12 protein-coding genes are annotated in these 12,685 nt (G+C 69.9%); 5 read left to right on the top strand and 7 right to left on the bottom strand.

Going from position 1 to position 12,685, the window contains the following annotated elements; genetic code table 11:
* Window positions 1-71 precede the first annotated feature (71 nt).
* The 3 genes from ACFOY2_RS12665 to ACFOY2_RS12655 form a co-directional block, all read right to left on the bottom strand.
* Window positions 72-302 carry a hypothetical protein gene (locus ACFOY2_RS12665; protein ID WP_379528165.1) on the bottom strand — a complete coding sequence of 77 codons (231 nt, stop codon included), beginning with the start codon at window positions 300-302 and terminating at the stop codon, window positions 72-74.
* 71 nt (window positions 303-373) lie between these two features.
* Window positions 374-664 carry a hypothetical protein gene (locus ACFOY2_RS12660; RefSeq protein WP_379528164.1) on the bottom strand — a complete coding sequence of 97 codons (291 nt, stop codon included), beginning with the start codon at window positions 662-664 and terminating at the stop codon, window positions 374-376.
* On the bottom strand, window positions 661-846 hold the full coding sequence (locus tag ACFOY2_RS12655) for a hypothetical protein (RefSeq protein WP_379528163.1): 186 nt from the start codon (window positions 844-846) through the stop codon (window positions 661-663). The genes ACFOY2_RS12660 and ACFOY2_RS12655 overlap by 4 nt, the downstream gene beginning before the upstream one ends.
* A 427-nt stretch (window positions 847-1,273) precedes the next feature.
* Here ACFOY2_RS12655 and ACFOY2_RS12650 point away from each other — a divergent pair, with 427 nt between their 5' ends.
* A complete protein-coding gene (locus ACFOY2_RS12650; protein ID WP_379528162.1) occupies window positions 1,274-1,531 on the top strand; it encodes a GntR family transcriptional regulator in 258 nt (85 codons plus the stop codon).
* A 26-nt stretch (window positions 1,532-1,557) separates the two neighbouring features.
* Window positions 1,558-1,746, top strand: a complete 189-nt coding sequence (locus tag ACFOY2_RS12645) for a hypothetical protein (RefSeq protein ID WP_379528161.1) — start codon at window positions 1,558-1,560, stop codon at window positions 1,744-1,746.
* A gap of 250 nt (window positions 1,747-1,996) precedes the next feature.
* Here ACFOY2_RS12645 and ACFOY2_RS12640 read toward each other — a convergent pair whose 3' ends face one another.
* Complete coding sequence (locus ACFOY2_RS12640) at window positions 1,997-2,701, bottom strand: class I SAM-dependent methyltransferase (RefSeq protein ID WP_379528160.1); 705 nt, start codon at window positions 2,699-2,701, stop codon at window positions 1,997-1,999.
* 122 nt (window positions 2,702-2,823) lie between these two features.
* Between ACFOY2_RS12640 and ACFOY2_RS12635 the strand changes: the two genes are divergently transcribed.
* The 3 genes from ACFOY2_RS12635 (at window position 2,824) to ACFOY2_RS12625 (ending at window position 8,055) form a co-directional block, all read left to right on the top strand.
* Window positions 2,824-4,920: a serine/threonine protein kinase gene (locus ACFOY2_RS12635; RefSeq protein ID WP_379528159.1), complete on the top strand. Its 2,097-nt coding sequence runs from the start codon at window positions 2,824-2,826 to the stop codon at window positions 4,918-4,920.
* A complete protein-coding gene (locus tag ACFOY2_RS12630) occupies window positions 4,917-6,587 on the top strand; it encodes a serine/threonine protein kinase (RefSeq protein ID WP_379528158.1) in 1,671 nt (556 codons plus the stop codon). Before ACFOY2_RS12635 ends, ACFOY2_RS12630 begins: the two co-directional genes overlap by 4 nt.
* Window positions 6,588-6,729: 142 nt before the next feature.
* Window positions 6,730-8,055, top strand: coding sequence for a serine/threonine-protein kinase (locus ACFOY2_RS12625; protein ID WP_379528157.1), 1,326 nt, complete (start codon window positions 6,730-6,732; stop codon window positions 8,053-8,055).
* A gap of 117 nt (window positions 8,056-8,172) precedes the next feature.
* Here ACFOY2_RS12625 and ACFOY2_RS12620 read toward each other — a convergent pair whose 3' ends face one another.
* Genes ACFOY2_RS12620 through ACFOY2_RS12610 form a run of 3 tightly spaced genes read right to left on the bottom strand, consistent with a single transcriptional unit; the run spans window position 8,173 to window position 12,676 of the window.
* Window positions 8,173-9,117 (bottom strand): hypothetical protein, encoded by a 945-nt coding sequence (locus tag ACFOY2_RS12620; RefSeq protein ID WP_379528156.1) that lies wholly within the window; start codon window positions 9,115-9,117, stop codon window positions 8,173-8,175.
* The gene (locus ACFOY2_RS12615) at window positions 9,114-11,537 is read right to left on the bottom strand and encodes an AAA family ATPase (protein WP_379528155.1); all 2,424 of its coding nucleotides are present in this window, start codon (window positions 11,535-11,537) and stop codon (window positions 9,114-9,116) included. The genes ACFOY2_RS12620 and ACFOY2_RS12615 overlap by 4 nt, the downstream gene beginning before the upstream one ends.
* The gene (locus tag ACFOY2_RS12610) at window positions 11,537-12,676 is read right to left on the bottom strand and encodes an exonuclease SbcCD subunit D (protein WP_379528154.1); all 1,140 of its coding nucleotides are present in this window, start codon (window positions 12,674-12,676) and stop codon (window positions 11,537-11,539) included. The genes ACFOY2_RS12615 and ACFOY2_RS12610 overlap by 1 nt, the downstream gene beginning before the upstream one ends.
* Between the last annotated feature and the right edge of the window lie 9 nt (window positions 12,677-12,685).

Here is a 12,685-nt window from a genome sequence, read left to right as displayed (position 1 = left end):
TGCTGGTTCATGCGATCACCGCCGGGATGCCGGTGACCACATCCTCATGGTGCGACTCGCCACCTCGACCTTCATCCTTCGGGGACGGCAGGCCGTAAGTCGTTCCAGCGGTATGCGCAGTTCTCGGGCGGCACACCTTTGAACGTGTGCAGGAGATCGACTTCCAGGTCGCACAAGTGCTGGCCTTGGGAGAGTGCATGGTAGGCCAGGGCTTTGTTCACGGCGCTCCGCAGGTCGGCTGCCTCCACGACCCAGGTGTAGGGCGCCTCTCCATCGAATCGTTCCGTCCCGGCGATGGTCACCGTAAAGGGTCTCGTTCCGGAAGGCGCCTGCGGACGCCTGGAGGCACGCAGACGTCCGCGGGCGCCGCTTTTCACTGGGCCTCACCCAGGAGAATCCGGTTGAAGGTGTCTCTGGCGTCGGCGGTCAGCGCCCAGGCGGTCTCGTGGACCGTTCCCTTCTCGCGGTCTGTGCGGCGGATGAAGCTCTGGCCGGCTGTGGCGCACAGCTCGTAGACGGTGTGGCGGCATTCGCAGGTGTGGAGGACCACGCGGATGCGCTGTGTCCGGTGTGCGGGTTCGTACCAGGAGAGCTTGATGTGGTCGGGCTTGCGTGGCTGGGGGTGCAGGCTGTGGAAGTCGGGGATCTCACCGCGCTCGGTCACCGGGTCCTCCCCTCGAAGGTCTCGACGAGGTTCCTGAGAACGACGTCGACGCGGCTCAGGACCAGCGCGTGGACGTGTTCGCCGCCGGACGGCAGCCGATAGCCGTGCCTCTCCAGCACGGCCTGGACCTCAGTAGCCAGCAGGGGCGTGATTCGTAGGATGTCTGTGGTTGAGTTGCCCATGAGTCGGACCTCCGTTGTCCGATCAAGGGCTCGTCCCGGCGGGCCAACGCCGTGGCCGGGCCCGCTCAGAGAGCTGCCTTGCACTGTCAGCGCGCACCCCTGACGGCTGTCCGGTCTATTTGCGCTCATCGTCACTCCACTAGGTCAGCGGTGCTCGCGTGCCATGTGTGGTGAGGAGTGCCCATGCCGAGAAACCCAGGCACGTCGGGCGTCGCCACACGATTGGGCGCGCTCGCCGCGACCCGCATCAGGTGGCACTGGTCACTACTCAACCACTGAACAGCCGGGTCTCGATCGCGATCACTCGCCATACGCCGATGGTAGCGGAACCTGTAAGGTCATGTCACGTGATGTCACATGCCAAAATACGCTTGCATGTGAATACCATGTCTATGCTCAGACGTCAATGGGCATCTAGTGTCATCAGGTGGCCAAGATCCAATGGAACCCCGAACTGCACAAGTACGAGCAGATCGTGCGCTGCATCCGCGACCGCATCCGCACAGGGGTCTACCCGCCACATACGATCCTGTCTGAAGTGCAGCTTCAGGAGGAGTTCGAGGTCTCTCGACCCACGATTCGCCAGGCCATGGCCGTGCTTCGCCAGGAAGGTCTGATTGTGACCCTCCGCGGCAAGGGCTCCGTCGTGCGGAGCCAGAGCGCCGGCGGAGACATCCTCGACTGAGACGGATCGCAACAGCCGCACAAAAGGTGGCCGACCAGTTCCAGGATTCTCTGCCCGCGCTGAAACAGTCGATACCGTGTTACGGACTGAGCTCGGCGCCACCGCCACCACCGCCGTTACGGCGTGAGGCCCAAGCCATCTGCGCCGAGGGCGCCGACATCGCCAAAACTTATTGGCGCCTGTTCCGCACCCAGATCGAGATCGCCGACGAGTAGGAACCCGAGTGGCCGGAGCGAGCGCCGCGCCTGCTAGATCGTGGGACCAGGCCGTTCGGGACAGCGTGGGGTCGTGCGCGCGCGTTGCATCTGTCCATGGAGTCCGCAAACGCCTCGTGGGAGTCGTTGGGCGTTGCCTGGCGGGCGGCGGCCGGGACCGGCCAGAGAGGGAGAGCCGCACGCCCGGCCAGCCGATCCGTCAGGCAGCGCCCGGCGCACATCGCGCCGGGCGCGGCTGCTCACCTGTTGCTCAACGCGAACCGCATGCAGGTGGTGCGGCGTGGATGGGTGGGCGGGTGGGGAGCCAGGTGTAGTGGGAGTTGACGGCGGGCTGGCCGGTGTAGTTGGGGCCGGCTTGGTCGTCGGCGCCCAGGTAGCGGTACGGGAGTGTGACCGTGCGTCGACCGTTCAGGCGGATTCGGTGGGTACGTCCGTCGTACGCCAGTCCTTGTCCGCGCAGAGCGGTCGTGAGGCGGCGGCCCGCCGGGGTGCCGTTCTCCTGGCGGATGCTGTGGACGTCGAAGTTCGCGACGAAGAGGCCGTCGTCCGTGAGCCAGTCGGCGATCCGCGAAAGTACGCCAAGTTTGTCGCCCACGTAGTGCAGACCGTGGACGCTGGTGATGAGGTCGAACGTCGTGCCGGGCCGCCAGGTGATTACCGAGGCCGTGACGAGTTGGAGGCGTGGCGGGTTCGGCGGGCAGGCGAAGAAGTCGACCAAGTCCACGCCGACGATCTCGACGTCGTCCCCGAGCCGGGCGGCGGCCTCGTTGAGGGCGATGGCCGTTCCGCAGCACAGGTCCAGCCAGCGGGCCGGTCGGTTCGGTACGGCGCGCAGGACGTCCAGGATGTCCAGGCCCAACTCGCGGTTGTAGCTGGAGAGGCGGCGTTCGCGGTTCATCAGGGTGTTGGCCACGATGGGCGACCCATCCAGGTTGTCGTCCGTGGTCAGGGGCACGCGCCGTCCTTTCCTGCCTGGAGGGTTTTCTCCGCATGGGGAACTTCACTACAAATCTGGATATGAGTCGCTATCGTACGTAAAGATCCACCACCGCACCCGTCTCAGGAGCCACTTCTCTCATGGCGCATGTCGAACCGCTGCGGGAGGATGATCCGGCGGCGGTAGGGGTATATCGGCTGCTCGGTCGCCTCGGCGCAGGCGGCCAGGGAACCGTGTATTTGGGGCAGTCGCCCGACGGCCGGAAGGTCGCGGTCAAGGTGCTGCGGGACAGCGCCGGGCTCAACGCTGACGCGCGCGGCGGACTGGACGACCGGTTCGCCAAGGAGATCGAGGCCGCGCGGCGGGTGGAGCCGTACTGCATCGCCCAGGTGCTGGACGCCTCACTGGGGCAGCAGTCGTACATCGTGACCGAGTACGTCGAAGGGCCCTCCCTGCAGCAGGCCGGACGCCACACGGGCGCCGACCTGCAGCGACTGGCCGTCGCCACCGCCACCGCGCTGGTCTCCATCCACGAGGCGGGCGTCGTGCACCGGGACTTCAAACCCGCGAACGTGCTGCTCGGCCCCGGCGGACCCCGCGTCATCGACTTCGGCATCGCCAGAGCCGTGGACGCCGTCGCCACGATGACCGGCAGCATCGTCGGCACGCCCGCGTACATGGCCCCCGAGCAACTGGCCGGGAAGCCGGTGACGGCGGCGGCGGACGTGTTCGCCTGGGCTTCGGTCATGACCTGGGCAGGTACGGGGACGCCGCCGTTCGGGCAGGACACGTTGCCCGCGATCATCAACCGCATCCTCAACAACGAACCGCAACTCGGGGATCTGCCGCATCCCCTGCGGTCGATCGTGTACGACTGCCTGGCCAAGGACCCCCGTGCCCGGCCGGGGATGCGGGACGTACTGTTACGGCTGCTGGGCGGGGCGGACCTCATGCCCCAGACGCCGAGCGGCGGCCAGGACTCGATGCCACCCCACGGCCTCACACCACGACATGCCGCCATGCCAGGGCCCGCGCAGTGGCCGGACTCCGGGCAACTGTCAGGCCCAGGGCAGTCACCAGGGCCTGCCGGGCAATGGCCTGGACACGGCCAACCATCAGGGCAATGGCCAGGATCCGGGCAATGGCCAGGGTCCGAACAGCCGCAGGGTTCTGGGCAATGGCCGATGCCCGAACAGCCGCAGGGTTCTGGGCAGTCGCCAGGGCCTGGGCAGTGGTCTGGGCCTGGGCAGTCGCCGGGATCCGGACAGTGGCCTGCGGCGGCACCCGCCCAGGAGCCTGTCTCGGGACCGATGCCGGGCCTCGCCTCAGAACCGATGCCTGGTCAGGGGCCGTTCCCGGGCCAGGCGCAGATGCCTGGACAAGGGTCGTTCGCGGGTCAAGGCCAGATGCCCGGGCAGGGACCGATGCCGGGCCAAGCCCAGATGCCGGGCCAGGCTCAGATGCCAGGGCAAGGGCCGATGGCGGGGCGGGGATCCGTGTCCGGGTACGGGCCGGGGCATGGGGCTGGGGGGAGGCGGGGGCGTCGGGCTCGGACGGGCGGTCGTCAGTCGATTGGTCTCCCCGTGGTGGCGGGCGTGGCGGGCGTGGTCGTGGCTTCCCTCATCGGCGGCATCGTCTGGATCGCCCCCTGGACGAACAAGGCCCCGACCTCGGCCTCCCTCCAAGCCTCCTCCCCGTCCTCCTCCGCCCAGCCCACCCCGGACCCTCCCAAGAAGCCCAAGTCGACAGCCGGCAAGTCCACCCACAAGCCGACCAAGAAGGCCACGCCGACGGCCGCCACGCCGAAGACGACGGCCCCGAAGACGACGGCCCCGCCCACGCCCACCGCGGCACGTACTACCAAGCGGTCGACCCCCACCCCCGTCCGCAGCACGAAGAAGCCGGTCGCGAGCGCCAAGTTCAGCATCCTGGAGTTCAAGCTGTCCGGCGGCCCCGGCCAAAGCAACGCGCAGGGCTGCTACATGCCGCCCATCCACTTCCAGACCTACGTGGAGTCCACACGCCAGGAAATCTGGTTCAACAGCGCGTGGAGCGTGGACGGCAAGGTGATCTCGAGTGACAGGTCGTGGGTGTCGAAGGGCGAGTACACCGCGTTCGTGACCTCCGGCCAGTACATGCTCAAGCCCGGCCCCCACAAACTCACCCTCCGCGTCACCTCCCCGTCCACGGCGAGCAAGACCATCTCGTTCACGATGTGCGCCATGGAGACCTGGTGACACCGGACGCCATCGGCCCCTACCGAGTGGTCAGGCAGCTCGGTGAGGGCGGCCAGGGCGTGGTGTATCTGGGCGAGGCCCGCGACGGCACGCCGGTGGCCATCAAGGTGCTGCGTGAGGGCATCAGCGGTGACGGCCGTTTCGCCAAGGAGATCGCGGCCGCGCGGCGGGTGGAGCCGTTCTGCATCGCGCAGGTGCTGGACGCCTCGCTGGGTGCCCGGCCGTACATCGTCACCGAGTTCGTGGACGGTCCCTCCCTCCACGCGGCGGGCCGCCACAGCGGTTCGGACCTGCAGCGGCTGGCCGTCGCGACCGCCACCGCCCTGGTCGCCATCCACCGGGCGGGCGTCGTCCACCGCGACTTCAAGCCCGCGAACGTCCTGCTCGGACGGGACGGCCCGCGCGTCATCGACTTCGGCATCGCCCGCGCCATGGACGACTCCGTCACCCGCACCAGCAGCATCGTGGGAACGCCCGCGTACATGGCGCCTGAGCAGTTCGCGGGCGCGCCCGTGGGACCGCCCTCGGACGTGTTCGCCTGGGCGTCGGTGATGGTCTTCGCAGCCACCGGCACCCCGCCTTTCGGCAACGACTCGGTGGTGGGGGTGCTCAGGCGGATCCAGTACGAGGAACCGCAGCTCGCGGACGTTCCCGCGCCGTTGCGCTCGATCGTGTACGCCTGCCTGGCCAAGGATCCGCGCGCCCGCCCGACCATGCAGGACGTCCTCTTCCGCCTGATCGGCGCCCAGCCCTCCCCGGCACAGCACCCCGCCAACCAGCCGATCGGCACCCCACCACAGGCATCTTTCCCACCACAAGCCCCTTTCCCGCCACCGCCAGGTCAGCCGTCATCCCCGGGCAGCCCTTTCCCGGGCAGCCCTTTCCCCGGCGGCCCGCTCTCAGGCGGCCCAGGCAGTTCCCCTTTCCCAGGCGGCCCAGGCGGCTCCCAGTTCCCCGGCGGCCCCGGCCAGACCGGGCCGGGCAGGCAGTTCGCGGCGTCGCATCTTTCCCCCGACGACACCCACGCCCCCTCCCGCAACCGCTACCTCACCGCCCTCCTCACCGGCGGCGCGGCCATGGTCGTGACCGGCTCCTTGATAGCCGCCTGGGCCTGGTCACCACTCGGCCGCTCTGAGGAGCCCAACACCGCCGCCATCGTCACAGGCGAACCCTCCGAAGCAGAAACCCCCAAACCCACCAAAACAACAAAACGCACAGAAACCGCGAAAACCCCCAAGCCCACAAGATCCAGCACCCGCCCACCGAAGGACGAGGACAAGGACCCCACCCCGCAGAACCCCACCCCGCAAGAACCCACCGAACAACCGACCAAGAAACCCACCACGGCCAAGCCGAAAACCGCCACCGCCGCCGTGAAGGGCATCTCCTTCAGGTACGAGGGCTACCAACGAAACGGCTGCTGGCGCCACGACACCAACATCTGGGCCACCGTCTCGACCACCGGCACCTACAGCTACCGTTGGCTGGTCAACGGCCAGAACCAGGGCAGGCAGCAGGGCACCCCCGGCAAGGAGGCCCTGCTCCCCTCCATCGTCTGGAAGGGCAACGGCACCTACCGCGTCGCCTTGGAGGTGATCACCCCGGCGAGCGCCAGGAAGAGCGTCACCGTGAGGATCTGCGTCCCCGAATTCGACGACCCCTGGTAGGCCGCTACCCGCGCGCCATGGTCCGCAGCGCTTGCCACGTCAGATCGCGCAGGCGTTGGGATCACAATTATGGATCACAACGCTCCTGTCAGTGTTTTAATCTGATCAACTGTCATACAGGGGCAAGACGGGCGGAGTGGCCATGACATCGGCGGAGCCTGGCTACATGGTCGGCGGACGTTACCGGCTGATCAGCGAACTGGGTTCCGGCGGGTTCGGGCGGGTCTGGCGTGCTCATGACGAGGTCCTGGACGTCGAGGTGGCAATCAAGGAGCTGCGGCTGCTGCCCGGGATGTCGCAGGCGGAGCAGGACAAGCGGCTGGAGCGTACCGCGCGTGAGGCTCGCAACGCCGTCCGGTTGCGGGCGCACGAAAATGTCCTGACCATCCACGACATCGTCACGGACAGACTGCCCTGGATCGTGATGGAGCTGATCGACGGCCAGTCCCTGGCCGAGCATATCGACGCGCACGGGCCGTTGCCGGTAGACAGGGCCGCGGAGCTCGCCCTGGCGCTGCTGGCGGCGCTCGACGCAGCGCACCAGGCCGGTATCGTGCACCGCGACATCAAACCGGCCAACGTCATGATCTCCAAGGACAGCAAGGTCCTGCTCACCGACTTCGGGATCGCGGTCCACCCCACGGACACCACTCTGACGACCGTCGGGATGCTCATCGGCTCGCCCGAGTACATGGCCCCAGAACGGTTGCGCGGCATCGACGGGCTTCCCGCCAGTGACCTGTTCTCCCTCGGCGTGACCCTCTACCAGGCCGTCGAGGGCTTCTCACCGTTCCGCCGCAACACCCACCCGGCGGCGCTGACCGCGGTCATGCTGGAAGAGCCCCCACCGCCGCGACGAGCCGGCCGGCTCGCACCGCTCATCACCCGACTGCTCGACAAGGAACCGCACAACAGGCCGACCATCGAGCAGGCCCTGGCCCTGCTCGGAAGGCAGCAGCCGGGCCGGGGCGGCACCAAGATCCTCCCACCTGAAGAGGTCCCCCCGCAGGGGTGGCAGCACAAAGGTGTCGCGGTGATGATGGCCATCATCTTCGTGCTCGGTGTCGTCGGCCTCACGAACGTCGGCATCGCCTGGGACGAATTCGAGGATGTGATGGATGACGACGCCGAGGGCATCGCCGTGTGGGTCGCCATCGTCGCTGACATCGGTCTGGCCGGCTTACTTGGCGCACAGGTCGCCCGGTTCGTACCGCCGGTCGCCGGTAAGACCGTTGCCATCATCGTGGGTGTCGTCGGACTCCTCTTCGGTGGATTCGCCGTGGGTTTCGCCTTCGACGGCATGTCCGTTCTTTCGATGGCGGTTGATCTCGCCCATCGCAGCGATGCTTGGCAGCTGTCGTTGCTCGTCATCACCATCCTCATGCTCATCACCGGTGGCTGGGCCTGGGAGTCGAGGAAGTTTCGGCGCTCCGGGCGGCTGCGCAGGCGCGAAACACCATCGCCGTAGGGTCACCCGGTGATCTTCCTCTGCCTCCGCTGACGGGGACGCCGCCGAGTCCGCACCTGGGCGCTGCTCAAGCTGGCCGGGGCGCGCCACCGCGGACGAGGAGGACACCGCCTGGCACTAGCTGAGCGCCACGGTCCGCAGCGCGCGATACAGCAGCCGCGCATCGCCCAGGTGGTGTCTCAGGAGCTTCTCCAGGCCGCCGATCGGCACCAGGTTCTGGGGCGCGCGCGGGTCTTTGTAGTCGACCCCGGCCAGCGGCGGCAGCGCCAGGGTGAGGGCGTCGGCCAGCCGCACCACGGCGGCGGGGTCGAGGTCGGCGCTGGCCTCGCAGCGCGCGATCCCCGCCCACGGGGCCGTCGACTGGACCGGCAGCCGCACGTACCAGGCGTGCCGCCGCCAGCTCGTCCCCATCAGGAAGACGGGCGTGCGCTGTCCGGGGGTGAGCGCGGCGACGACCGCGGACTGCGGGGCGGGCAGGTAGGCGGTGTGGTGGGTCTTGATGTAGCCGACCGTGCGCGGCAGGTGGGTGCGCCCGCGCAGCGGCCCGTCGACCAGCAGCAGGTCGTCGTCCTGGGAGCGGTGTCTGACGGCCAGGTCCACCTCCAGCTGGGTGACCTGACGCTGCAGCGCCAGGGACAGCTCCTCGAAGCTGGAGTCGGCGGCCTTGCTGGGCTGGTAGGTGGCGTGCGTGGTCTTGACCTCCGGCGTGTACGGCGAGGCCGAGATGAACGTCCGGTTGACCTCGATCGCCGCCAGATCGGCGCCTTCCTTGCCGCAGCGCACGATCCCGGCCGCGTAGGAGGCGGCGATGCCGGGCACCGGCATGGGCGCGTCGGGGTCGTGCACCCACACGCGGGCGTCGATCCGCCGCACGCCGTCGGCGACCAGGAGCGTGCCCGGGGCCTCGGCGTCGGGGCCCGGCGTGACGGGTTTCCAGTCGGCGGGCGGGCACTCGACGTCCAGCGCCAGCTCGGCGCTGGTGGTGCCCAGCTCGGAGAGCGCCTCGACGGCGAGCGCGGCGGCGTAGCCCGGATCCCACGGGTCGACGGTGAAGCCGGTCACATACCACCTGCCTTCCGTATATGAGAGCCTTTGCCATCGCGTTTGACCTCGAAGCGTACCGGCACCCGCTCCGCCAGCGCGGGAACATGCGTGACGACACCGATCATGCGTTCCTGTCCGGCGGCGAGGCGTTCGAGGGTGGTGGCGACGGTGTCGAGGGTGGCGGGGTCGAGGGTGCCGAAGCCTTCGTCGAGGAAGATCGAGTCGAGCCCCCTGGCGACGGCGCCTGACAGCGCCAGGGCCAGCGCGAGGGCGGCCTGGAAGGTCTCGCCGCCGGAGAGCGTGCGCGCGCTGCGCCGCAGGCCCGCCTCGCCGTAGTCGATGACCTCGATGTCGCCGGTCTTGTCGCTGAGCGCCAGCTCGTACTGGCCGTCGGACAGCTCGCGCAGCGTCTCGGACGCGCCCGCGACCAGGATCGCCAGCGCCTCGGCGCACAGCCAGCGTTCGAAGGCGTTGGCCCGCAGGCGCAGGGCCAGCTCGTGGGCGACCTTGGCCTCGTGCTCCTTCTGGGTCGCCGCGACCTCCAGTTCCGCGGCCCTGCGCCGGTCTTCTCTGACCCGTTCGAGCGCGCCGTCCACCCGGGCGACGGTCGCGTGGACGCCGGCTCCGAGCTGGTCGGGAGAGGCGTCGCGCGGCGGTGTGATGCCGTGCTCGGCCAGGCGTTCGCCCAGTTTGCGGCGTTCGGCGGCGAGCACCGTGGCGGCCTGGGCGAGCTCGGCGTCGCGTTCGGCCAGGGCGGCGCGGGCGGACTCGGCGGCCCTGTCGCGCCAGGCGAGCAGGTCGGTCCAGGCGCGGTGCAGGTCGTCGCGCGTCAGGGGCGGCGGCGGGTCGTCGTGGCCGCCGGACACCAGGAGCCGGTCGCGGGTGGACTCAAGCGTGCGCCACGCGGTCTCGGCCTGGCGTTCGACCTGCTGGACCTCGCCCCGCGCGCGTTCCAGCTTGGCGCGGGCGGCGCGGGCGGCCGTGCGCGCCTGGGTGGCGAGCTGGTCGGCCTTGGCGATCGCGGCCAGCCGGCCTTCGAGCTCGGCGCGGTCGCCGGGGGCGGGCAACGCGGCCAGTTCGGACTCGATCCGCGTCACCCGTTCTGTCAGCATCGTCGCCGACGTCTCGGCCTTGGCGTGGGCGGACCTGGCCCGGGTGACCCGTTCTCTGGCCTCCGACAGCGCCCGATCGGCGGCACGAAGATCGTGGGAGCCCTCGTGGCGGGGCTGCTCCGAGACCGTGCGCAGGCAGACCGGGCACGGCTCCCCCACGCTCAGCCGCCGGGCCAGGTCGGCGGCGGCGTGGGCGTCGCGCAGCCGTTCGCGCTCGCTCTCGGCGGCGGCCATGGCCTGCTCGGCCTCGGCGAGCCCGGCGGCCAGGCCCTCCAGGGAGGCGCCCGCCGAGGCGGCGGAGGAGCGGGCGGAGGCGCCCTCGCGGGTCAGGCGTTCGCGCGCGTCGAGGGCGGCCAGCGCCGCAATCGGCTCGGCGCGGTCGCCCAGCGCCGCCAGCGCCTCGTACGTCTCGTGGTCGTCGGCCTCCAGCGAGGCGACCTCGGCGCTCAGCCCGTCGACGGACTCGGCGGCGGCCCGTCGGGCGGAGGCCAGCGTCGGCACAGCGGTGGGCATGCGCAGCGACGACAACACCGACTGCCGCTCGGCCACGGCGGCCCGCTCCTGCTCGGCCCGCCGGATGTCGGACTCGCGGGCGCGCAGCAGGTCGAGGTCGGTGTCGATGGTCTGCGCCAGCCGCCGCAGCGCCTCCACCCGATCCGACAGCTCCCGCTCGGCCTCCTCAGAGGCGCCCGACAGGCGGGCGAGCTGGTCGCGGGCGAAGGAGGCGGCCTGCTTGGCGCTCTCTTCCTCGCGGGCGGCCTGCTGCCTGATCAGCTCGTACACGTCGGCGTCGAGAAGCTGGACCAGCAGGTCTTGACGCTCACGCGGGGCGGCGTGCAGGAACTCCGCGAAGCGCCCCTGCGGCAGCACCACGCACTGGGTGAAGAACTTGTACTCCAGGCCGGTGACGCGCTGCACCTCGGGGGTGACGTTCTCGCCCTCGGCGAGGGGTTTGACGACGGCGTCGTAGGCTTCGGCGAGCGACGCGGCCGGGTCGAGCTCGTCGATCCTGGCCTCTTTGGTGCGCACCGCGCCCTTGGCGTCGCGCACCATGGACCGGACGACGCCGTAGCGCCGCCCGTCGCTCTCGAACACCAGCGCCACCTTGCCGGAGCTCGCCGAGGGCGCCAGGGCATGGGCGATGACGTTCTCCTTGCCCCATCGGGGCACGGTGCCGTACAGGGCGAAGCAGATCGCGTCGATGACCGTGCTCTTGCCCGCGCCGGTCGGCCCGACCAGGGCGAAGTATTCGGTGTCGGAGAAGTCGACGCTCACCGGCTCGCGGAAGCTGCCGAAGTGGTCGAGGTGGAGCAGCAGGGGACGCATCAGCCGGTCACCTCGTCGTAGAGCCGGTCGAAAAGCGTGGCCACCTGTTCGTCGTGGCGCCCTGTGGCGGTCAGGTATTCGCGGAACAACTCGCGCGGGCTGCGGCCGGCCGTGCCGCCCTTCCTGGTGGCGGGCACGGGACGGAACCGTTCGTCCAGCATGACGTCGACGGAGCCCGGCAGCAGATCGCGTACGTCGTCGGCCAGCCCGACCCGGGGTTTCTCCTCGACGATGACCTTGAGCCAGTCGTCGCCGGGCTCGATCGCCTCCAGCTCCTCCAGCGTGCCGCGCACGGTGCGCAGCCTGCGCGCGGAGCCGAACGTGATCTCCTGGACCACGGCCGGATGCCCCGGAGTGACCTCCACCAGCAGCGCGCCGGGCGTGTTGCCCTCCTCGCCGAAGTCGACGGCGAGGGGCGAGCCGCTGTACCAGATCGGGCAGGGGCCGGGGATCTGCTGGCGGCGGTGGAGGTGGCCGAGCGCGGCGTACTGGGTGGCGGTGGGGAAGACGGTCGGCTCGAAGTAGTAGGAGAAGATGGACTGGGCCTCGCGCTCGCCGCCGCCGAACGCGCCCCCGGGCAGGGTGCCGTGGGTGGTGACGATGTTGACGGTGTCGCTCTGGAAGCCGTCGGTGAGCGCGCCCATGAGCTCGGAGATGCGGGCGGCGTAGTCGCGGTTGTGGTCGGCGGCGGTGCCGGTGAGCACCTCGGCGGCGCGGACGACGTAGCGGTGCGACAGGAACGGCAGCACCGCCAGCCGCACCGGCTCGCCGGAACGGGCGGTGAAGGCCAGCGTGCCGCCCGCGTCGGGACGGCGGAAGGTGCCGACGACGTGCAGGCCGAGCTTGCCCAGCACCGGCCGGTAGACCTCCAGCAGCTGCGGGTTGTCGTGGTTGCCCGCCAGCACGATCACCTCGCGGCCGTCGCCGCGCAGCGCCATCAGGACGTTGAGGACCAGCGACTGCGCCTCCGGCGTGGGGGCGGAGGTGTCGAAGAGGTCTCCGGCCACGATGACGGCGTCGACGTCGTGGGTGCGGGCGGCGGAGTAGAGCTCGCGCAGCACGGCGCGGTGCTCCTCGATGCGGGGGCGGCCCTTGAGCACCTTGCCCACGTGCCAGTCCGCGGTGTGCAGGATCTTCACCAAACCCCC

The sequence above is a fragment of the Nonomuraea purpurea genome (assembly GCF_042650645.1).
Lineage (GTDB): Bacteria > Actinomycetota > Actinomycetes > Streptosporangiales > Streptosporangiaceae > Nonomuraea > Nonomuraea purpurea.
Note: the sequence above shows the minus strand (reverse complement) of the source record. Positions and strands in the feature narration are given on the sequence as shown.

Coding starts and splice junctions, on each gene's coding strand:
- ACFOY2_RS12635 (WP_379528159.1), top strand. CDS start 2,824: ATGGCGCATGTCGAACCGCTGCGGGAGGATGATCCGGCGGCGGTAGGG.
- ACFOY2_RS12655 (WP_379528163.1), bottom strand. CDS start 846: ATGGGCAACTCAACCACAGACATCCTACGAATCACGCCCCTGCTGGCT.
- ACFOY2_RS12625 (WP_379528157.1), top strand. CDS start 6,730: ATGACATCGGCGGAGCCTGGCTACATGGTCGGCGGACGTTACCGGCTG.
- ACFOY2_RS12615 (WP_379528155.1), bottom strand. CDS start 11,537: ATGCGTCCCCTGCTGCTCCACCTCGACCACTTCGGCAGCTTCCGCGAG.